This is a genomic window from Nostoc sp. (assembly GCF_036917435.1).
Taxonomy (GTDB): domain Bacteria; phylum Cyanobacteriota; class Cyanobacteriia; order Cyanobacteriales; family Nostocaceae; genus Nostoc.
Window position 1 is genome coordinate 131,759 of sequence record NZ_JBALDM010000049.1, and the last position, 21,936, is coordinate 153,694.

Sequence of the window (21,936 nt, forward strand, 5' to 3'; positions counted from 1 at the left end):
ACCGAAACTTAAATTTATTAATTAAAGTTAATGAACCCTGGACAAATTGATACAGAAATGGCGCGGCTACAAGCCCTCCGCCAGTATCAAATTCTTGACACTGAACCCGAAGAAGCTTACAACAATCTTGCTCAATTAGCGGCATTTATTTGTGGTACTTCCATCTCTTTGGTAAATTTTATTGATGAAAACCGTCAATGGTTTAAAGCAAAAGTAGGTTTAGATATATCAGAAATGCCCCAGTGTATTGGATTATCTTACCTTTGCCAAGAGCAGCGTCAGATTGTAGTGATTCCTGATACTTTAGCTGATGAAAAGTTGGCTAATAATCCGGTAGTTACTGGATATCCATTCGTGCGATTTTATGCAGGTGTACCTTTAATTACTCCGAAGGGAGATATGGTAGGAACTCTGTGTGTAATTGACCAAGTTCCCAAAGAATTGAGCCAAAAACAAGTAGAGGCGCTTGTGGCTTTAGGTAGCTTGGTAATCGACCAACTAGAACTTAGGCGTTATGTAAATGAGGTATCTCAAGTTACTGAAAAGCTAATGGTGCAAGAGCAAGCTGCGACAGCCCGCATCAATAATCTTCTCGAAAGCATCACTGATGGTTTTTTTGCCCTGGATAAAAAGTGGCGATTCAACTACATTAATGGTCAAGCAGAACGGCTGTTGCAAAAAAACCAAAATGAGCTTCTGGGTAAAAACATTTGGGAAGTGTTTCCAGAAATTATCGGCACAACATTTTACCACGAGTATCACAAAGCAATCTTAGAACAAGTGAGTGTGGAATTTGAGGAGTTTTATCCGCCACTAAATTGCTGGCTTCAAGTCCATGCTTATCCTGCAAAAGATGGTTTGTCTATTTATTTTCAAGACATTACTGAACGGCGGCGAACAGCAGAAGCACTAAGGGAAAGTGAGGAACGCTGGGAATTAGCATTACATGGTAATAATGACGGCATTTGGGATTGGAACCTGAAGACTAATGAAGTGTTCTTCTCAACTCGGTGGAAGGAAATGCTCGGTTATAAAGACCACGAAGTTTCCAACGGTTGGCAGGAATGGACAAAACTAATCCACCCTGATGAGCGAGATTGGGTACTTCAAGCTTTCCAAGACCATTTTGCCAAGAAAACACCTTTTTATGTCTGTGAATACCGAGTCCAGTGCCAAGATGGTAGTTATAAATGGATTCTAGATCGAGGACAAGCACTTTGGGACGCATTGGGTGATATAGTTCGCATGGTGGGTTCTTATACAGATATCACAGATCGCAAGCGTGGAGATGAAGAATTAAAACGGCAGAATTTGCGATCGCAATTATTTGCAGAAATCACCCTGAAAATTCGAGAATCTTTACAAATAGATGAAATTCTCCAAACCACGGTTACAGAGGTACAAAAGTTACTACAAGCTGACCGAGTTTTAATTTTCCGATTGGAAACTGATGGTTCGGGAACGGTGGTACAAGAGGCCGTATTACCTGGTTGGCCCGTCATTTTGGGAGAAAATCTCACCGATGCCTGCTTTAAAGAAAAATATATAGAAAGATATCGTCTAGGCAGAGTGAGTGCGATGGAAGATATTCAAGCTGCTCACATTCACCCTTGCTATCGAGAATTTCTTCAGCAGTTTGGTGTAAGAGCTAACCTTGTAGTGCCGATTCTCGTCAGAGATAATATTTGGGGCTTATTGCTGGCTCATCAGTGTGCCACACCTCGAAAGTGGAATAACTCTGAGACGGAGTTGTTAAAGCAACTAGCTAACCAAATTGGCATTGCTTTATCTCAAGCGCAACTATTAGAAAAAGAAACTCAGCAAAGTCAAGAACTCGCCCGTTCTAATGCAGAATTAGAACAGTTTGCTTATGTGGCTTCCCATGACTTGCAAGAGCCGTTACGGATGGTAACAAGTTATTTACAGCTACTAGAGCGAAGATACAAAAATCAACTTGATGCCAATGCCGATCAGTTTATCACCTACGCAGTAGATGGGGCGCGGCGAATGCAGACCCTAATCAACGATTTGTTGAATTACTCCCGCGTCAGCAGCCGTGGACAGGCTTTTAAATTGGTTGATTGTGATGTAATCTTACAGCAAGCGATCGCTAATCTCGAAATTGCGATCGCAGACAGGAAAGCAATTATCACTCATGATGCTCTACCTGAAGTCATGGCTGATAGTACCCAATTAACACAAGTATTTCAAAACCTCATTGGCAATGCGACCAAATTTTGCCAAAATCAGCAGCCACAAATTCATATTGGAGTAGCCAAGCCAAATGCAAATCTAGACGGGGAAAGTTTAAATTCTATCCCATTGGTAGATGAATTGTTGTTCTGGATCAGGGATAATGGTATTGGTTTAGAATCTCATTATGCTGAACGTATATTTATAATTTTTCAGCGCTTGCATGGTAGAGACAAGTATCCCGGTACTGGAATTGGTCTAGCAATTTGTAAAAAAATTATAGAACGTCACGGCGGCCGGATCTGGGTTGAGTCGAAACCGGGTCAAGGCTCGACTTTCTATTTCACAATTCCAGATAGGACAGGTAAACAATCGTGAGTATCACAGCGATTATGCCTATTGAGGTTTTGTTAGTAGAAGACAATCCTGGCGATGCTCAACTTACACGCATCGCCCTAGAAACTAGTAAAATATCTTGTCACCTAAATGTGGTCGAAGATGGTGTGGAGGCAATGGCATTCTTGCGTAAACAAGAAAAATATGTTAGAGCAGCCCATCCCGATATTGTATTGCTCGATTTGAACTTACCCAGAAAAGATGGACGGGAGGTATTGGCAGAAATCAAAGCAGATGAAAAGCTCAAGCGAATTCCCGTAGTCGTTTTGACGACTTCTCAAGCTGAAGAAGACATTCTCAAAGCCTATAATTTATCTGCAAACTGTTACATAACTAAGCCTGTAGATTTCGATCAATTCGTTAAAATTGTACAATCAATAGAAAATTTTTGGTTTGCGATCGTAAAACTGCCGCCGGAGTAGCGCAAATGGCAGGTAAAAATATTAAAGTTTTGTTAGTAGAAGATAACCCCAGTGATGTCTTTTTATTACAGGAGTTTTTAAAAGAAGTTACCACAGTTGTAGTTGATTTGATGCCTGTTGAGCGACTTTCAGAAGCACTAAAATACTTAGCTAAGGAACTTTTTGATGTAATTTTGTTAGACCTCTCGCTGCCAGATAGCCAGGGGCTAGAAACCTTTGTCATCGCTCATCATCAAGCAAAAGCCACTCCGATAATTGTGCTGACGGGTATAAATGATGAAACCCTAGCAATTAGAGCAATGCAAGAAGGAGCGCAAGATTATTTGGTGAAAGGGCAAGTAACTGGTGACTTGCTGGTTCGATCTATGCGTTATGCTATTGAACGTCAACGGGCAGATGACGCATTGCGCCACAGTGAGGAGCGATTTCGCGTAGCCCTGAAAAACTCTCCTATCTTTGTCTACAACCAAGATATAGATTTACGCTACACCTGGGTTTACAATCCCCCATTTAGATTGACTGTTGAGGAAATATTGGGCAAACAAGACTTAGATATTATCTCAGTTGAAGATGCTCAACGTCTCACCACAATTAAACGTGGAGTGCTAACCACTGACATAGGAACGCGAGAGGAAGTATCAATTACAATCAAAGAGATAACTCGATATTACGATTTGACAGTTGAGCCATTGCGGAATGAGTCGCAAGAAGTTGTGGGCGTGACATGCGCCAGTATTGATATTAGCGAAAAACAAGCTGCGCTACGCGAACGCAAATTGGCAGAAGAAAAAATCCGCGAACAAGCAGCATTACTAGATGTCACCACAGATGCCATTTGCGTGCGAGATTTAAACAATCAAATTATTTTTTGGAATAAAGGCGCAGAAACACTTTACGGCTGGAAAGCTACAGAAGCTTTGGGCAAAAATGCTAGTGAGCTTTTGTATGACGAACCTTCGCCAGAAATCGAAGCGGCTCTTTTACAAGCTACAAGTAAAGGTAAGTGGCAAGGCGAGTTAACTAAACTTACCAAAGCTGACAAAGAAATTCTTGTTGCTAGTCGCTGGAGTTTAGTATGCGATGAACAAGGAAAACCGAAAGCTATTCTCACCGTTGACACAGATATTACTGAGAAAAAACATTTAGAAGCCCAATTATTTCGTGCCCAACGTTTGGAAAGTATTGGCACTTTAGCTAGCGGCATTGCTCACGACCTCAACAATATCCTCACACCGATTTTGGCAGGAGCGCAACTCTTGCCACTCAAATTTCCCGATGCAGATGAGCGCACCCGTCATCTATTAGAGATTTTGGAAATTAATGCTAGACGCGGGGCAGATTTAGTCAAACAAGTGCTGTCATTTGCGCGGGGTGTAGAAGGAAAGCGGATCACTTTGCAACTCAGACATATAATTGTGGAAGTTGGTAAGATTCTTAAAGAGACATTTCCCAAATCCATACAAATCAGCACAGACATACTGCAAGATTTATGGATGGTTTCTGGAGATAGCACCCAACTACATCAAGTGCTGATGAACCTCTGCGTTAATGCCCGTGATGCAATGCCGAACGGCGGGAGTTTGAGCATCTATGCTGAAAATCTATTGATTGACGAAAATTATGCCCGCATGAACCTGGAAGCCAAAGAGGGGCCTTACATAGTGATTACTGTCTCCGATACTGGAGTTGGAATTTCTAAAGAAATTTTAGATAGAATTTTCGAGCCATTCTTTACCACAAAAGATATCGGAAAAGGCACAGGGTTAGGACTTTCCACCGTGCTGGGGATTATCAAAAGCCACGGTGGTTTTGTGAACGTCTATAGCGAACCAGGAAGTGGGACTAACTTTAAGGTTTACTTGCCAGCAGTTGAGGGAATGGAAACAATTACTCCAGAAGAATTGACACCACAAAAAGGACATGGAGAATTGATTTTGATTGTGGATGATGAAGTTGCCATTCAAGAGATTACGAGGACATCGCTGGAAGCTCACAACTACACAACCTTAATTGCCGGTGATGGCATTGAAGCGATCGCGCTATACGTTCAAAATCGGGATAAAATTGATATCGTACTGATGGATATTATGCTGCCCACCCTTGATGGTTTAACAGCCATCCGTACCCTGCAAAAAATCAACCCTCAAGTCAGAATTATTGCCAGCAGTGGACTTATGTCTGACAACAAGCTGAGTGCAGTAGCTGCTATTGGTATCAATACGTTTTTGGTAAAGCCCTATACAGTCAACGAATTATTGCTTTCTTTACAGAAAATATTATCGTAACTCAACTAATTACGTAAATATTCTGATGCTTATGAGTACAAAAGACAGCTTCATTAATGTGGGTGCAAATTGTTGGTACTTGATATGATTGAGCATCGACTAACACACTCCTCTTACGGAGTGTAGGGGCTGGAAAGAGTTTTTCTAACCCCATACCCCATGCCCCATGCCCAATGCCCAATGCCCAATGCCCAATCCTTTCTAATATGTCTCGGTTTCTCAGGTTAATCATCAATATAGTAGTCTTGAGTGCATTGTTATTCATATCTGTGCAAGTTTGGGCACAAGATTGGCGACCAGTTCGCGGTGGCATCCCTTTCGGAATTAGTGGTATGGCTTTGATAAAGCAGCAAAGCAATACGCTCGATTTTCTGATTGTCCACGACAATAAAAAACCCAATCAAACACGTTTAGCAATTATTAGTATTAAAGGGAAAAACCAACCTGAATATTTCTCATTAAACTGGCCAGACAAAATAGAATTGCCCATCGATTTAGAAGCTATAACATCTGTTCCAGAAAAAACCAAATTCTCTTTCATCGCTTTAAGCAGTTCTGGAAAAGCCTATTACATTAGGTTAAATCCAGTTACTAAAACCGTCTTAGTTCTCAAAGAATTCAATTTACCAGGAATTATTCAAGGAAATAATTTTGAAGGATTTGGATTACAAAATATAGACGGAAAAATAGTTGCTATTTGGGCACATCGAGGTGAAGGAGAACAACCAGCAACTATTTTTTGGGGAATGTTTGATTTGGCTAAATATCAAATTACTCTCGCAGGTTCTGCCAATCTAAAAGTACCGTTTCCATCTGGCAATGTTCGTCATATTTCAGATATTAAGATAGATCCCATAGGAATTGTGTACATCACCTCAGCAAGTGATGCCGGAGATGATGGCCCGTTTCAGTCAGCTGTGTATGTCGCTGGTTATCTGGGATTGGGTGGTAACAAAATTGCATGGCGGCAAAATTCTCAACTTGTTCCCCTTTACCGCTCTGACTACCACAAAATTGAAGCTATAGAACTTGTACCTGGTGCAGAAGGTGGTGTAATTGTTGGTACAGATGATGAGAATTTGGGTTCTTATGTATACATTGTGGGTGGAAGTAACTGAACGGTATGTCCTTTGATAACCTGTGTAAACTGCTATTTGAAAAATACCCTCTAGGACTAAGATTTAGGAGTAGCAGCTGGTAAGTGAGATTTAAACTGATACCAATTATTTGGAAATAATGATGAATCCCAAGACTTATAAAAAACTAATTGTCAAACAGTTGAGCCGAGATTTTAGAACCGCTGTCAATATTGTTGAAGCTGATTTTCCTATACCTGCTCCCAATGAAATTGTCGTGCGTAATCTGTTTGCAGGAGTGAATGCTTCCGATGTCAATATTGCCGCTGGGGTATATTTTGTAAATACACCACCATTCGATGTAGGAGTTGAAGCTGCATCTGTTATCGTTGCTCTTGGTAAAAATATACAGCATCTCCACATAGGTGACAATGTAATTACTTTTCAAATAGGAGGTGGATACCGCGAGTATTTTGCAATTGATGCCACTCAAGTTATTCCAATTAAAGAAGCAACAAGAGAAATACTGACTGTTGTGCCCAGTGGTATAACTGCTGCAATTGGTTTAGAAGTTGTTGGAGAAATCAAAAGCAGTGATGTGGTATTGGTAACAGCCGCAGCAGGTGGCACGGGTAATTATGCTGTCCAACTCGCCTTGCTTGCAGGCGCTCATGTGATTGGAACATGCCGAACACAAGCAAAAGTTGAATTTCTCAAGCAGCTTGGCTGTCATCGAGCAATCAATTACTCTCAAGAAAATCTTGATGAAGTTCTCAAAAAAGAATATCCTCAAGGCATTGACTTAGTTTATGAATGCGTTGGAAGTGAGTTGTTTGATATATGTGTTGATAACCTGGCACAGCGCGGTAGAGTAGTTATCACCGGATATATTTCTGAATACTTATCATCAGAACTAGAGTTAGTAACCCGTCCGAGAATATACAACAAATTACTATGGAAATCAGCCTCAATACGCGGCTTTCTGTTTGTTGACTATCCAGAACATATACAAGAGAAACAGTCTCGACTAATGGAATTATTATCGACAGGTAAGATTAAACCTGCTGTTGATTCAACAGAATTCAGAGGAATAGAGTCTATCGTTGACGCTGTGGAATACTTATATAGTGGTAAAAATTGCGGTAAAGTTATTGTTCGTTTTTAACAACGATTATGAACTTATCTAATTACTGATTGCAACTATATTTTGATAATTACTGGTTTATTTGCGATCACCTAGCACTAAACACACATCAATGTTTTTGTCAAGTTATTTCTGGCGATCGCAATTTAGTATAAGTTGACCATTATCTAACTGATAACGGCCACTTAATCAATTCCCCCTACACATTAAATCGGAACAACATTACATCCCCTTCCTGCACAACATACTCTTTACCCTCACTGCGAACCAACCCTTTTTCCTTCGCAGCATTCATCGAACCAGTTGTTACCAAATCTTTATAAGCGACAGTCTCAGCGCGAATAAATCCCCGCTCAAAATCACTGTGAATGACACCAGCAGCTTGAGGTGCAGACATTCCAGCATTAATTGTCCAAGCGCGGGTTTCTTTGGGGCCACAGGTAAAATATGTCCGCAAGCCTAAAAGCGAGTAAGTTGCCCGAATCAATGATTTCAAACCGCCTTCTTCCACACCTAAAGACGCGAGAAAATCAGCCTTATCTTCTTCTGGTAACTCTACCAACTCCGCTTCAACTTGAGCCGAAACTATCACAACTTGGGCATTTTCTGTCGATGCAATTTGCCGCACTGTTTCCACAAAATGATTACCAGTTGCCAACTCATCCTCAGATACATTGGCCGCGTAGATAATCGGTTTATAAGTGAGCAGTTCTAATCCCTTAATAATTACTTCTTCTTCTTCATTCAAACTTACCTGACGCACCGATTTACCTTCATTTAAAGCCGCAGCTAATTTTTCCAAAACTGAGACTTCAAACTGTGCATCTTTGCTGGTACGAGCTTGTTTGCGAGTCCGATCAATTCGCCGCTCAATTTGTGCTAAATCTGATAAACCCAATTCTATATTAATGATTTCAACATCTCGTGCTGGATCAACAGAACCAGCAACGTGAATAATATCATCATTTTCAAAACAACGTACCACATGGATGATCGCATCAACTTCCCGGATGTGGGACAGGAATTGATTCCCTAGTCCCTCACCCTGACTTGCACCTTTAACTAAACCGGCAATATCTACAAATTCAACCCGCGCCGGAATAGTTTGTACCGAACTAGCAATCTTAGCAAGAACATTTAACCGCTCATCCGGTACTGCGACAACGCCGACATTCGGTTCAATCGTGCAAAAAGGGAAGTTAGCTGCTTCTGCCTTGGCATTAGCAACTACAGCATTGAATAAAGTAGATTTTCCGACGTTGGGAAGTCCGACAATTCCGGCTCTTAGCATTTTGGATTTTAGATTTTGGATTTTAGATTACATTACCAGGGTAATTTAAACAGGTTCTGGTATGGTTTGGGGAATCGTCCCTGGAACCGTTTGAGGAATAGGAGCAGGTAATGGTTCTGGTAAGGGCTGGGGTATGCCTGGCCCCGGTGTAGGTTCAGGACTCGGTAGTGGATTCGGTTGAGGATTGGGAATTCGTGGTTCGGGTATAGAAATCGCAGTAGGATTAATCATCGTAAGTCCAAATTAAATTATTCAACCTTTCCACGCTAGATGACAACCTCAACTGTTGACATCTCCCCAAATAGCTATACCCCTCTTCTCATCCTCTGCGTTCCTCCGCGCTTCCCTCCGCGCCCCTTTGCGTTAAAACTCTAATCCTCAAACTACTCCTCCTTTACCTTTTCCACCACCTCCGGCACAGGATCGTAGCCACCTGGATGAAACGGATGACAGCGCAAAATACGCCGAGTTGCCATCCAGCTACCACGCAATACTCCAAATCGCTCAATGGCTTCAATAGCATACATAGAACAAGTGGGTTGAAAGCGACAAGTCGGGAGAAACAACGGCGAGATAAACATTCGGTAGCCCCGAATCAGCCAAATAAATAATAATTTCATTACAGTTACCTAAATCTTATAAATTAGTAATAGAGGTAAAAATTTTCATTTTGTTACATCTTTGTTGACTAAATTTTCTGACTCAACCTCAATTCCGGTTTTATGGCTGCAAATTGCGTTGGCTGTGCCCGCCGAAGGCATCGCTGCAATTTGGGTGTTACTCATCCTAATAATTGCATGGGTGGTAAACCGCTTCGCTAACAAGCCAGAAATCGTGCGGAAGATAGTTCATATTGGCACTGGTAACGTGATTTTAATCGCTTGGTGGCTAAATATTCCCGCCAGTGTAGGGATTACAGCTTCTATTTTAGCGAGTGCAGTCACCTTATTATCTTACCGATTGCCCATTCTTCCTGGTATTAATAGCGTTGGAAGGCAAAGTTTCGGGACATTTTTTTACTCTGTCAGCTTCGGTATTTTAGTTGCCTGCTTCTGGTACTTGCAGCAACCCCAATACGCAGCACTAGGAATTTTGATCATGACTTGGGGAGATGGACTAGCAGCCTTAATTGGGCAACGCTTTGGTACACACAAGTATAAAGTTTTTGGCACGCAAAAAAGTTGGGAAGGCTCCCTAACTATGATGCTCGTTAGCTATCTCGTCAGTAGTTTGATTTTAGTTGGAACTCAAGGAAATAACTGGCAAACTTGGGCAATATCACTTGTGGTTGCAATTATTGCTACTGGTTTAGAAGCTGTTTCATTTTTGGGTATTGACAATTTAACAGTTCCTTTGGGTAGTGCAGCCCTTGCTTTTTATTTAAGCCAGTTAGTACATAATTTCGTAAGTTTATAGCGAATCCTTTAAATAAAACTCTGCGTACCTTCGCGCATTTAACTTGCACAACTAGGGCGGGCAAGATGCCCACCCCACAAGAGATTCATTTTTTAAGGATGCAAATTATGCCGAATCTAAGCTAAAAAACATCTAATTTGCATAATCAAATTAAATATAACTCTTGTGAGCTAGGCATCCTGCCCGCCCAGTATATGCAATTTAAATGTGGAACATCTTATTACTGCGATCGCTCCCAAACCCAATCGAGTAAAATCGGATTGACTAATTCCGGCGCTTCATCCTGCGGACAATGCCCAACTCCCTCTAAAGGAATAAACTTCTCTACTTGCGGAAAGTTAGCTAATTCTCTCCCTAATTTAATTGGTTCCCACGGATCGGCTGTTCCCCACAAGATAATCGCCGGACATTGTAACAGTGGTAAAAGGTCTTCAGGTAGAGGCCCTGTAGAATAAGAAGTAAAAGCCAGGAACACAGCGCCAGCCCCCGGATCGCTTGCTGGTGACATGAGAATATCTACCAACTCATCTGTCACCATCTCAGGATTAGCATAAGCTTGTAGCAAAATCTTCCGTACTGTTTTTGGTTTAGCAAGTTGATTGAAAAAGAAATCACCAACTGGTTTGATAGATAACAAGCTTTGCAGTAAAGGCGCTCCGAAACGACGAGTCCAAGGTAAAGTTGCCCGTTTGCGATCGTGCAACAGCCGTAAAGAACAGTTGAGTAAAGCAACTCCCAAGGCAATATCTGGGTTGCTAACTGCTGCTTGCATGGCTACAATACAGCCAATGGAATTGCCAACTAAAAAAGCAGGTTCACCCACTACTTCCCGGCAAAAATCTGCTACCTGTTGTCCCCAGGTTTCTAGAGTGTAGGCAATTTTTTCACCAGGTTTAGGTTTTGCAGAACCGCCAAAACCAATTAAATCAATAGCATAAACCCGACAATTTTGTGCTATTACAGGAATATTTTTCCGCCAATGCCACCAAGAAGCCCCAAATCCATGCACCAGGACAACAACTGGCCCAGTGGTTCCTTGGGTTTGATAGCAGATAGGGAAATCTTGCCAAATCCAGGTTTCTGTAGAGGTAAATGCTGTATTTGAACTTGAGGTTGTCATAATAAATTTGATGAATACAAGAGCAAAAGCCTTTTAGCAACAAGAAACAAGTAAAATTGTTTTTAATTTGGATAAAATTTATCAGATTTTCAAAGAAAATCCTTGGCTCTAGTGATAACTTAGACATATCACCACCAAAGCTTCTAAGCTGATAATTTTATGCAGCATAGAGAGTTTTCGTCTTGTTGATAGAGGCAATTTGCTCACAACTTAGATTATGTCAGCATTAGGAATCATAACTTCTATGATGGGAATAATATTTTTGCGATTTATTTAGAGGTGAGTGAATTAGCATCAGTGCTAGATTCAGTAGTTTCACAATTTACGATCGCGAATGAGAGTCTATAACATTGTCAGAATATGAGGCATCGGCTAAGGGGTGGTTTGCAACTGGAAACTGACGCTGAATTTAACAATATTTTTCTTGTTCCTAGTTCTGCGAGCCAGATAACATGAATTTACTAGAAACAATCGATACTCCCATTGGGAGCTATGCACCCGATTTTGAACTGCCAGGAATTGACGATCAAGTACACCATCTCAGGCGTTATCTTGAGAAGTTCCGAGCAGTGGGCGTTATTTCCATGTGTAACCACTGTCCTTATGTAGAGTGGTATATCAACAGGTTAAAAAACATTCAAGCCGAATTTGCCCCCAAAGGCTTTACACTAATTGGCATGAATGGTAGTGATGGTAATCATGAAACTAGGCCCAGCTTTAAAAATATGAAAGCTTTTGCCCAGCGTCACGATTTGAACTTTCCTTACCTGTGGGATTCGACGCAAGATGTAACCCAGAGTTTTGGGGCTACGAAAACACCAATGGCCTTTTTAATAGATGCTAATGGTATAGTTCGCTATAAAGGCAGAATTGATAATCATCCCCAAGATGCATCAGCAGTGGGAGAAGAATATTTGAGAACTGCGATCGCCTCTCTATTTCTTGGTCAGACCATAGATGTACCACAAACAGAACCAATAGGTACTACATTGATTTGGCGTAACTAGACATAGATAGTCCCAGTAACTGCTATCTTAAATTGGAGGCAATTGCAACTTTTTTGATAAAGCGTAACTTCATGGGAACGAATTACCGACGGGTTTTACTCAAACTGAGCGGTGAAGCCTTAATGGGCAACATGGGCTATGGCATTGATCCAGAAGTGGTCAAAGGAATAGCAGAAGAGGTAGCAGAGGTGATAAGCACTGGCGTTCAAATGGCCATCGTTGTTGGCGGCGGCAATATTTTTCGTGGCGTGAAAGCAGCGTCTGCGGGGATGGACAGGGCAACCGCTGACTACATAGGGATGATTGCCACGGTAATGAACGCCATGACGTTGCAAGATTCTCTAGAACACATAGGGGTACAGACGCGGGTGCAAACTGCGATCGCTATGCAAGAATTAGCAGAACCATATATTCGTCGTCGTGCCATCCGTCATCTTGAAAAAGGGCGGGTGGTAATTTTTGGGGCTGGTTCTGGAAATCCCTTCTTTACTACAGATACTACTGCCGCACTAAGAGCAGCAGAAATTGATGCTGAGGTGATTTTTAAAGCCACCAAAGTAGACGGGGTGTATGATGCTGACCCCCACATTTATCCTAACGCCAAGCGTTACAATAGCCTCACCTACGCACACGTTTTAGCCAAAGATTTGCGGGTGATGGATAGTACTGCGATCGCCTTGTGTAAGGAAAATAATATCCCAATTCTGGTATTTGACCTAACGGTGCGAGGTAACATCCACCGAGCAGTCTTGGGAGAATCCATCGGTACCCTTGTGGGAGGTTCTTGTGACATTAGCTGAAATATTAGCTGACGCTAAAAGTAAAATGCAAAGTTCTGTTGAGTCAACTCAACGATCTTTTAACACGATTCGCACTGGCCGCGCCAATTCGAGTCTATTAGATAAGATATTAGTGGACTATTACGGTTCGCCGACAGCCTTAAAATCACTGGCTAATATTAGTACGCCAGATGCCTCGACAATTCTGATTCAGCCCTACGAGCGCAACACCCTAAACATTGTTGAGAAGGCAATTTCCCTCTCAGATGTGGGTTTAACCCCCAGCAACGATGGTTCTGTAATTCGGCTGAATATTCCGCCTTTAACAAGCGATCGCCGGAAAGAATTCGTCAAAATGGCTACCAAGTATGCTGAAGAAGGTCGTGTTGCTATTCGCAACATCCGCCGCGATGCCATAGACTCGATTCGCAAGCAGGAAAAAGCCTCTGAAATCTCCAAAGATGAATCAAAAGACCACCAAGACGACTTGCAAAAACTGACAAACGAGTATACTGCCAGAATAGACTCACTCTTGGCAGAAAAAGAAAAAGACATTACGACTGTTTAAAGTCTAAACTCTGAAGCATAAAGGCTGAAGGATGATAGTTAAATTCTTCAGCCTTTATCATTTTTAGCTATCTAACAAAAATTGAACAAGTAAGTAGGCACGAATAATTAAAGTAGGAGCAATCCACGAATTGCCCCTACTCATACCATTTCTTTGTGAGGCTGCGCCAAACCCTTTTAACTTCTTTCTTTGCGTTCTTTGCGTCCTTTGCGGTTCGTTTTTCTTTCTTATACTTATGGTTTAGCGCATCTTCATACAGAATTGGTATCAATAGAAAGAAAATTAACTAATTCAGGAGCAAAAATTCAGTCTTATGTACGACTGCATCATCGTCGGCGCTGGGCCAGCTGGTGGAACAGCTGCATATCATTTAGCCAAGCAGGGCCGCTCAGTATTAGTGTTAGAAAAAGAATCCCTGCCAAGATATAAACCTTGTGGCGGTGGTGTATCTCCAGCGATCGCGCAATGGTTTGACTTTGATTTTAGCCCAGCAATTTCTGTAAAAGCTGACTCCTTTCGTTTTACATGGAAATTGGGCGATCCTGTAGAAACAAAAATTGGTACAGGAGAACCAGTCTGGATGGTGCGACGAGATATTTTTGACCATTTTCTAGTGCAGCAGGCACAGAAACTAGGGGCTGAACTCAGAGATAATACTGAAGTGATTGGTATTGAATTTAAAAGTGACCATTGGCAAATTAACACAGCCAATGGCCCAATTACAGGTAGCTACTTAATCGCGGCTGATGGTGCTAAAGGCCCAATGGCAAAATGGCTAGGCTTCAAAGAACGTAAACGTTTTTTAGCAGCAGCTTTGGAAGCAGAAGTTCCTGCAACTGTGACAGACAAATCCACAATTCACGTTGAGTTGGGCTTGGTGAAAAATGGCTACGCTTGGAACTTCCCGAAGGCGGATGGTTATTCTATTGGTGTCGGTACATTTATCCGTGGCGAACCGCAGGATTTTAAGAAGATTTTAGATGAGTATGCGCGATCGTTTAATCTAGATATCAAAACTACTAAGCAGCATGGTTATCCACTTTGCTTGTGGGATGGAAAGCAAAAGTTACATACCCAAAATGCAGTTTTGGCTGGGGAAGCTGCTTGTGTAGTTTATCCAATGACAGCAGAAGGCATTCGTCCTTCAATTTTTAGTGGTTTGATCGCAGCAGGAGCCATTAATGATTCCCTTTCGGGTGACACCAACGCTTTAGAAAAATATAGTGAAGCTATTAATGAAGAATGTGGTACTGAGATGGCTTGGGCACAACAATTAGCTGGAGCATTCTATCGCTTTCCTGGTTTTGGGTACAAGGTTGGTGTTAAGCATCCCTCCGGTGGCAAAATCATGGGTAAGATTGTGTGTGCAGAACTACGCTATAGCGACATTGCCAGTCGTGCCCTCAAGCGTTTAATTCCTGGTTTTGGAGGTTGAGTATTAGGTAGCGAATCTCTAGCGGAGGAGACACCAACGGCACAAAAATTAATCATTTCTTGTAGGGTGGGCATGTCGTCCGCCCTATTTTTATAAAAAGGGAGGAGGAAAAAAGTATCAACAAAAACTTTAGTTGTGGGTTATTGCCCAATACAGTTCAGTTAAGCATTTCTTCCTTCTCTTCCTTCTCTTCCTTCTCTTCCTTCTCTTCCTTCGCGTCTTTTGCGGTTTGTTAAAAAAATAACGTTGACAAAAAGTTTTAGCCTTAACTGAACCGTATTGGGTTATTGCCCACTAGGATAAAAAAATTGTATCGAGTCACGAAATTAAAAATACCGAGAGAAAAGCCAGATACTTATTCCAGTTCCCAATACACAAATAATTCCCGCCAAACCAGCTAGAGGTTTTTTATTCTTACCTGTGAACCAGTCAGAGACAATACCAGTGTAAGTAATTAATTCTGCTGTATCTAGGGTTGCGATCGCCCATACCCATCCCGCGTGCAATCCCCAAGCTAAACCCAAATTGTTGCTAGAGGCAAAACGTGCCAACACCAGCACCATTCCCATCAGCCACAATCCAGGGAGTTGAGGCGCGGTTTCACGTTGCTCCCAAACTAGATGTAGTAAGGCAAAAATCAAGCTAGAAATTGCTGCTGCTAGCCAAACTGGATAATCTTGTGCTAATTCTGTAAATAGGAAACCCCGAAAAACTAACTCTTCTATCCCACCGACTAACAACGCTATCAAGAAAATCGGTAGCAAGATGGGTAGTAGTAACTTGAAATTTTTCTTTTCAAAAGAACACCAACCTAAGCTAAATTGCCCACTAAATACAATAGCTAGGCTTGCGACTCCCAAACTGAAACCTAGTGCTAAAGAACCAAGAGTTGAAAGATTTACAACAAAGCCGTAATCCGAAAAAGATTTATTGGTAAGCCAACTAACTCCCCACAAAATCAGGGGAGCTAATAGGTAAAGTGACACCAATAACGGCATCTTTTGCTCTGGCTGTAAAGGTTTAGGAGGTTGCCAATTGAGTAATTTTGCTGATACTGCTGCTATTGGCAACCAGCAAACTATCCAGAAAATAAAAAATGCCATCACTATAACTAGTGCTGGTGCATTTTGCATAAATGCTAGTAATGCGTTGACCGAAGATTCAAAGAAAGTTATCAAAAAAAACACGATAAGTAGAGCGGCGTAAATAATTAAAGGTTTGTAGTGAAAACTTTAGTCCTCTCTTCGAGACGCTACGCGAACAAATGAGGGCTGAAGCCCTCACTACAAACTAATCTCAAGATTTTTTACATTACTTAATCTAGTTTGATTTATTCTCGCCTACTTACTTAGACTTCTTGCACTATAGATTTCTTGCTGATTAATCAAGAATCTACTAAATTTGGTGAATTTTGCAAGGGGTCTAATCGTATTTTTTACTTGAGACAAAATTTTCTCAATAGAGTTACTAGTTTGCTGTGGAGGTAAGGACAAGTTATCATTACCTGAAACTTATCCCTACCATCAGAAAATTTACTCTTCGTCTTCCAAATCTTCGTCTGATTCTTCAGAGTCTATATCTGGTGAGGTTAGTTTTTTATCACTTTCACCAAGTTGAATCAAGTGAATATGCTTGTATCCCAGCCTGATTTCAAACTCATCTCCAGACTTTAAGCCCATTGCTTTGGTATATGTAGCACCAATCACAATCTGACCATTTTGATGGACGCTAACCCGGTATGTCGGTTCACGACCACGACCATCTTTAGGTGCTTCTGGACTTAGAGGAATTCCTCTAGCCGATAGCAAAGCGTCATAAAAATCGGTGAGATTGACACGAACCTGGTTATTCTTAGTAACAGTGTAGTAGCCACACTGTTTAGCTCTTTCTCGGCGTGGTAAAGTCGAAAGTTCTTTTACTTTAGCAAGTAGTGCTTTTCCGGTTAATGGTGCGGTTGCAGTTTCAGTCATTATGCTCAAATTTTCCTTACTCTCCAAGCTGATAAATGATGTAGTCTTATGCTGTGCATTTAGCTTTTTAGCTTATGCATAGAGCTACTTAGGACTCTAGTGTAACGGGTGAATCACTGCCGATAGGAGACAAAAGCACTTCATATTATGGTTGTCCACAACCAATTAGAGGTCATAGTTGCCACAGAAATTTATTTTGCTGATTTCACGGCACTTTTAACCATTATTCGCCATCAGAAATAAAATTATTTTCTTTTTTGGCGCTACTGTAGCGGTGTAACTTTCAGCCACCTTTACAAACCGGGTTGAATCTACTCCAAATAAGTCGTAGATCCAATAAATTGCAGGTTCTTCACTTTCACTGCTTGCCTTTCTGCTAATGAGTAGGTAGAGTTTTCTCTATTCATCCTCTCAAGCTTAGGACAGCATAGTATTTCAATAGAGTCCTACGGGCTTATGCCCTTTTGTCCTGCCAGTAGAGACACGAATTTTCTTGTCTCTACATTACGAATAAACAAAGCAGTAGTAGCCGCGCTGATACGGCTATTGATTCTGCTTTTGTGACTTCGTAATTTTATATCAAATACTAGCATGGACTAATAATAGCAAAATAGTTGATTAATTTTGAATTAAAGTTGCTGGTAAATTTTTATTTAAATTTCTGGACTTAAGGAAGAAAAAGCCGTGACGATTTTCGTAACCCTTTATTGCATTATAAAAATTTATCTAATTTATATGAGTAGTTTTGACCAATGAGTTAAATCCAAGATTTTCTTTATTGAGAGGAGGCAAAAATCTCAAAGTCTCGCCTATCCAGGATTCCCCGATGCGCGAGACTTTTATTTGAAAGTGGTGAGGATTTTTCCTGAGTTGATTACAGTAAGCTCAAAAGCGGTCAGAGGATTTTGTACGTCTGTCTATGGGAAGAATAAATCTCTTAACATCCGCCTAGCGCTTAATTGCCACTAATATATATTGAATATTTGCTTTTACACTTCTATATAATCAAAAAATTCCGTCAAGCGGCAGCAAAGGCGAAATTTTTAAGCTAGGATTGCTTGACTCAATTTGACATTAAGGCGTGCTGCTAACCTGAAATGCATTTAATTTGGATGCGATCGCTAGCTAAAAGATAAACCTGAGTCCCTTTCTAAGTAAACCCCCTTTCCATTACATTCTCAAACGGCTAAATTCAATGTCAAGCTACGATTACATTTTTGGCGTTTTCTCTCAGAATTTGACACAAATTTTGCCTACAGCGCTGCTAAAAGTAAAATTTTAATGGTTATCCTTAAACTAGAATCAGTTGCCCTTTAATTGTCAGCCTATTAACACCAGGCTTTGAATTGAGGGCAAAAAAAGTATAGCTCACTTTTCGTAACTACCTGCCTTAACTCATAATTGTTGAGGTTGGTGAAGCAATTTTAAAATTTTGGTTAGTAGTCATGGAAGTTATTTTTAAGGTCATTAGACAACAACAAGATTCCTCCCCTGTTGTGCAAACCTATCTTGTAGAGGCTGAACCAGGTAATACAATTCTGGATTGCCTCAATGATATTAAGTGGGAGCAAGATGGAACGTTGGCATTTCGCAAGAATTGCCGTAATACTATTTGTGGTAGCTGTGCTATACGAATTAATGGGCGTTCGGCTTTAGCTTGCAAGGAAAATGTTGGCAGTGAACTTGCCAGACTACAACAAATAGCATCATCCCCAAGTAAAGTAAATGCCATTGCTGAAATCACGATCGCACCTCTGGGCAATATGCCCGTGATTAAAGATTTGGTTGTGGATATGAGCAGTTTCTGGAATAATCTAGAGGCAGTTGCTCCTTATGTGAGTACGGCAGCACGACAAGTACCAGAAAGAGAATTTTTGCAAACACCACAAGAGCGATCGCGTCTCGATCAAACTGGTAACTGTATTATGTGCGGTGCTTGTTATTCTGAATGCAACGCCCGTGAAGTTAATCCAGACTTTGTTGGTCCCCATGCCCTTGCCAAAGCTTATCGGATGGTAGCAGATTCTCGTGATAGCGATACCGAAAATCGTTTAGAAAGCTACAACGAAGGTACTAAAGGCGTATGGGGTTGCACCCGTTGTTTATACTGCGACTCAGTTTGTCCAATGGAAGTTGCACCATTAGAACAAATCACCAAAGTTAAACAAGAAATTCTTACCCACAAAGAAGCTAGCGATAGTCGCTCAATTCGTCACCGGAAAGTATTGATAGATTTAGTTAAAGAAGGTGGTTGGATTGACGAACGTCAATTTGGTTTACAAGTTGTCGGTAATTATTTTCGGGATTTAAAAGGATTACTCAGTCTTGCACCCCTCGGTTTGCGGATGATCCTCCGGGGTAAGTTTCCCCTATCATTTGAGCCTTCAGAAGGGACGCAACAAGTGCGATCGCTCATTGAATCTGTGCAACAAGAATTAGGGAATAGGGAATAGGGAGTAGGGAGTGGGGAGTGGGGGGAGATGAGGGAGATGAGGGAGATGGGGAAGAAGAATTAATAACCAATGCCCCATTCCCCATGCCCAATTCCCCATGCCCAATTCCCATTTTTCAACGCGGTTCTTGAGGTATATTTAACGGCTGTCCATTCCGGTCATATACTAAAATATCCCATTGCCCGTTATTACTGGATTCAAAAGCAATCCTACCGCCATCAGCGCTAATTGTAGGGTTGCGGACTTCAGATTGGAGGTTATTAGTCAAATTGCGTGATTGGCGTGTTTCCCGGTCGTAGAGAAAAATAGCCGATCGCCCCTGACGGCTAGCCGCAAACACAATATAACGACCATCTTGTGAAGCACTGGGATGATTTGCGATCGCATCAAAGGAATTTAAACCTGGCAAATCAACTAAATCACGAGTTACCGTATCAAACATATAAACATCTTGGCTACCGCGTCGGTCAGTAATAAAAACAATATATCTCCCAGAAATTTGGGGGTTTAATTCCGACGCTAAACTATTGAGACTCCGACCCCCCGGATCAAAGGGATAACTCAAAATGCGAGGGTAGCCAAAACATCCAGTCAATAAACTTAAACAGAAAAAAACAGGTATAAAAAAAACAGGTTTCATATATTGGGCATTGGGCATTGGGCATGGGGCATTGGGCATGGGGCATTGGGCATGGGGCATTCTTCCTCTCTCCCTCATCCTCCTCATCTCCCTCATCTCCGTCTACGGAGGTGAACCTACGGTTGCACCGTTGGGAATATCTAACTCAATATTTGGCCCCCGGTCTAGGACTTCAATATCCCACTGACCACGGCTAGCGGTTTCAAAGACAACATAACGTCCATCTGGGCTGATATTTGGTTTTCTGATCCAGCCGCGATAGGTTGGTGTGACGATTTGCGACTGTTGTGTAGCGCGATCGTAAAGGGCCACCACCGCTCTACCTTGGTCACTAGTAAGATAAGCAACATAACGCCCGGTGTAGCTCAAACTAGGACTTTCGGCAATTGTCTCTGCTCGGTTTATGCCAGGTGTACCAATAAACTGTTGCCTCTCCAAATCGAAAACCAGTAGCTGCTGATTACCATTCCGATTAGATACAAACGCTAAAAAGCGCCCATTTCCACTCAAAGCAGGTTGCTCTTCGGTATAGCGACTGTTGAGAGAAGTAGGCCCTATGGGAATATTGCTAGAACTACAAGATGCAAGCAAACCTGTTAAACCAAAAACCAGGCTCCAATGAATTGGTCTTTGGAGCCAAAATGTAGGCGTAAATTTTTCCACCTCAACTGTTTTCCGTCGCCTTTAAACCTATTTCCACACCAACTGTTTTAAACATCGTCATCAAAATCGGTCGAATTATCTGGCCTCTGACTTGGCTTTTCAATCGGGTTGTATGGTACATAATCAGTTGGGATCGCGTCATCATCTTCGCGCGGTCTTCGAGAAGCCGAATCAGTGGATGGACGACGCCTTCTAGGTCTGGGAGCAACATCATCTTCCCGACTTTCTGGACGTTGAGAACCGTTATTATTACGGCGAGAAGGTTTTCTGACTTCCCCTCCCGAACTTTCCCAATCATCAACTTGCCTAGATGAAGAACCCCAATTTTCATCTTCAGAGCTTTCAGAAGGGCGATTCACAGAACGGCCAGAAGTTCCCCGCCGCGTTCTATCTGCTGGAGCTTGTCTTTCACTACTGCTACTTCTGCTGTTACGGCGTTCAGGACGACGGGGGGGTTGCTCCTCGTCATAGTCATCACGAGTTGAAATTCTATCCCTACTACCCTGAATCCGGGGACGCATGGGGCGTTCCTCCTCGTCTTCATAAGGCAGTGGATCTAAGTCTGCCTCCATCTCAGCCCCATAGTCCTTGCGATTGCGGTTCATTGAATAATTTCCGCTTACCTCTCGCTCATTGTCCACAATCGGAGTATTACGCTTTGCTTGCTGGGTAGCTATACTCCGCAGGCGAATACTTTCAACTGCAAAAAATACAGTTGTGCCAACTAAAAGCAGTTGACCAAATTGTAGAATCGGGTCTAGCCGCCATCCTTGAAACACGAGAATGAAACCACAGAGCAAGCCAACTGCCGCAAAAAAGATATCTTGATCCCGTGACAATTCTGGACGCACAGTGCGGAGAAAATACAGTGCTGCCCCAGCCACAGCCAGGAAAATTCCTAGAATACTGGCTGAGTTTGCCCCAAAATTTACCTGAGCCAGAAAACTGGCTGAGTTCAGCCCAAAATTTATCATTGCTGTTTTCCCAATATCAAATCTATGTTAGCGAGTCACAATTAAAATCACTACTGTAATTAGGAACGATAAATATTGAAGCTTCAGAGCCTCTGGCAAAGAAG

General features: G+C 41.8%; 20 protein-coding genes. 11 read left to right on the forward strand and 9 right to left on the reverse strand.

What is annotated here, in order from left to right; translation table 11 throughout:
• Window positions 1–30 precede the first annotated feature (30 nt).
• The 5 genes from V7K98_RS24915 (at window position 31) to V7K98_RS24935 (ending at window position 7,537) form a co-directional block, all read left to right on the forward strand.
• On the forward strand, window positions 31–2,571 hold the full coding sequence (locus V7K98_RS24915; RefSeq protein WP_335026764.1) for a GAF domain-containing protein: 2,541 nt from the start codon (window positions 31–33) through the stop codon (window positions 2,569–2,571).
• A gap of 14 nt (window positions 2,572–2,585) precedes the next feature.
• On the forward strand, window positions 2,586–3,011 hold the full coding sequence (locus V7K98_RS24920; protein ID WP_442940440.1) for a response regulator: 426 nt from the start codon (window positions 2,586–2,588) through the stop codon (window positions 3,009–3,011).
• A 5-nt stretch (window positions 3,012–3,016) separates the two neighbouring features.
• Window positions 3,017–5,296, forward strand: a complete 2,280-nt coding sequence (locus V7K98_RS24925; RefSeq protein WP_335026847.1) for a hybrid sensor histidine kinase/response regulator — start codon at window positions 3,017–3,019, stop codon at window positions 5,294–5,296.
• A gap of 206 nt (window positions 5,297–5,502) precedes the next feature.
• Window positions 5,503–6,414 carry a hypothetical protein gene (locus V7K98_RS24930; RefSeq protein WP_335026849.1) on the forward strand — a complete coding sequence of 304 codons (912 nt, stop codon included), beginning with the start codon at window positions 5,503–5,505 and terminating at the stop codon, window positions 6,412–6,414.
• Window positions 6,415–6,532: 118 nt separating this feature from the next.
• A complete protein-coding gene (locus V7K98_RS24935) occupies window positions 6,533–7,537 on the forward strand; it encodes a zinc-binding dehydrogenase (protein WP_335026766.1) in 1,005 nt (334 codons plus the stop codon).
• 178 nt (window positions 7,538–7,715) lie between these two features.
• Here the strand turns inward: V7K98_RS24935 and ychF are convergent, their stop codons facing one another.
• The 3 genes from ychF to yidD form a co-directional block, all read right to left on the reverse strand.
• On the reverse strand, window positions 7,716–8,807 hold the full coding sequence (gene ychF / locus V7K98_RS24940; RefSeq protein WP_335026768.1) for a redox-regulated ATPase YchF: 1,092 nt from the start codon (window positions 8,805–8,807) through the stop codon (window positions 7,716–7,718).
• A 45-nt stretch (window positions 8,808–8,852) separates the two neighbouring features.
• Complete coding sequence (locus V7K98_RS24945) at window positions 8,853–9,038, reverse strand: hypothetical protein (protein WP_335026770.1); 186 nt, start codon at window positions 9,036–9,038, stop codon at window positions 8,853–8,855.
• 152 nt (window positions 9,039–9,190) lie between these two features.
• Window positions 9,191–9,427, reverse strand: a complete 237-nt coding sequence (gene yidD / locus V7K98_RS24950) for a membrane protein insertion efficiency factor YidD (protein ID WP_012412579.1) — start codon at window positions 9,425–9,427, stop codon at window positions 9,191–9,193.
• Window positions 9,428–9,488: 61 nt separating this feature from the next.
• Between yidD and V7K98_RS24955 the strand changes: the two genes are divergently transcribed.
• The gene (locus V7K98_RS24955) at window positions 9,489–10,223 is read left to right on the forward strand and encodes a diacylglycerol/polyprenol kinase family protein (protein ID WP_335026772.1); all 735 of its coding nucleotides are present in this window, start codon (window positions 9,489–9,491) and stop codon (window positions 10,221–10,223) included.
• Between the two features lie 220 nt (window positions 10,224–10,443).
• Here V7K98_RS24955 and V7K98_RS24960 read toward each other — a convergent pair whose 3' ends face one another.
• A complete protein-coding gene (locus tag V7K98_RS24960; protein ID WP_335026774.1) occupies window positions 10,444–11,343 on the reverse strand; it encodes an alpha/beta fold hydrolase in 900 nt (299 codons plus the stop codon).
• A 452-nt stretch (window positions 11,344–11,795) separates the two neighbouring features.
• On the opposite strand from V7K98_RS24960, the gene V7K98_RS24965 reads away from it, so the two are divergent.
• From V7K98_RS24965 to V7K98_RS24980, 4 genes are all read left to right on the forward strand, one after another.
• A complete protein-coding gene (locus tag V7K98_RS24965) occupies window positions 11,796–12,350 on the forward strand; it encodes a thioredoxin family protein (protein WP_335026776.1) in 555 nt (184 codons plus the stop codon).
• A gap of 71 nt (window positions 12,351–12,421) precedes the next feature.
• Window positions 12,422–13,150, forward strand: coding sequence for a UMP kinase (gene pyrH / locus V7K98_RS24970; protein ID WP_335026777.1), 729 nt, complete (start codon window positions 12,422–12,424; stop codon window positions 13,148–13,150).
• A gap of 25 nt (window positions 13,151–13,175) precedes the next feature.
• The gene (gene frr / locus V7K98_RS24975) at window positions 13,176–13,697 is read left to right on the forward strand and encodes a ribosome recycling factor (RefSeq protein ID WP_335026851.1); all 522 of its coding nucleotides are present in this window, start codon (window positions 13,176–13,178) and stop codon (window positions 13,695–13,697) included.
• Between the two features lie 313 nt (window positions 13,698–14,010).
• Entirely contained in the window at window positions 14,011–15,132 is a 1,122-nt protein-coding gene (locus V7K98_RS24980; protein WP_335026779.1) for a geranylgeranyl reductase family protein, read from the forward strand.
• Window positions 15,133–15,458: 326 nt separating this feature from the next.
• Here the strand turns inward: V7K98_RS24980 and V7K98_RS24985 are convergent, their stop codons facing one another.
• Window positions 15,459–16,265 carry a CPBP family intramembrane glutamic endopeptidase gene (locus V7K98_RS24985; RefSeq protein WP_335026781.1) on the reverse strand — a complete coding sequence of 269 codons (807 nt, stop codon included), beginning with the start codon at window positions 16,263–16,265 and terminating at the stop codon, window positions 15,459–15,461.
• A gap of 399 nt (window positions 16,266–16,664) precedes the next feature.
• Window positions 16,665–17,102 (reverse strand): AbrB family transcriptional regulator, encoded by a 438-nt coding sequence (locus V7K98_RS24990; RefSeq protein ID WP_335026783.1) that lies wholly within the window; start codon window positions 17,100–17,102, stop codon window positions 16,665–16,667.
• Window positions 17,103–18,547: 1,445 nt separating this feature from the next.
• On the opposite strand from V7K98_RS24990, the gene V7K98_RS24995 reads away from it, so the two are divergent.
• Entirely contained in the window at window positions 18,548–19,555 is a 1,008-nt protein-coding gene (locus V7K98_RS24995; protein ID WP_335026785.1) for a succinate dehydrogenase/fumarate reductase iron-sulfur subunit, read from the forward strand.
• A 115-nt stretch (window positions 19,556–19,670) separates the two neighbouring features.
• On the opposite strand, the gene V7K98_RS25000 is transcribed toward V7K98_RS24995, so the two are convergent.
• The 3 genes from V7K98_RS25000 to V7K98_RS25010 all read right to left on the reverse strand — a co-directional run bounded on the left by V7K98_RS25000 (window position 19,671) and on the right by V7K98_RS25010 (window position 21,832).
• Window positions 19,671–20,195: a TolB family protein gene (locus tag V7K98_RS25000; protein ID WP_335026853.1), complete on the reverse strand. Its 525-nt coding sequence runs from the start codon at window positions 20,193–20,195 to the stop codon at window positions 19,671–19,673.
• A 102-nt stretch (window positions 20,196–20,297) separates the two neighbouring features.
• Entirely contained in the window at window positions 20,298–20,858 is a 561-nt protein-coding gene (locus V7K98_RS25005) for a TolB family protein (RefSeq protein ID WP_335026787.1), read from the reverse strand.
• A 47-nt stretch (window positions 20,859–20,905) separates the two neighbouring features.
• On the reverse strand, window positions 20,906–21,832 hold the full coding sequence (locus V7K98_RS25010; RefSeq protein ID WP_335026789.1) for a Ycf66 family protein: 927 nt from the start codon (window positions 21,830–21,832) through the stop codon (window positions 20,906–20,908).
• Between the last annotated feature and the right edge of the window lie 104 nt (window positions 21,833–21,936).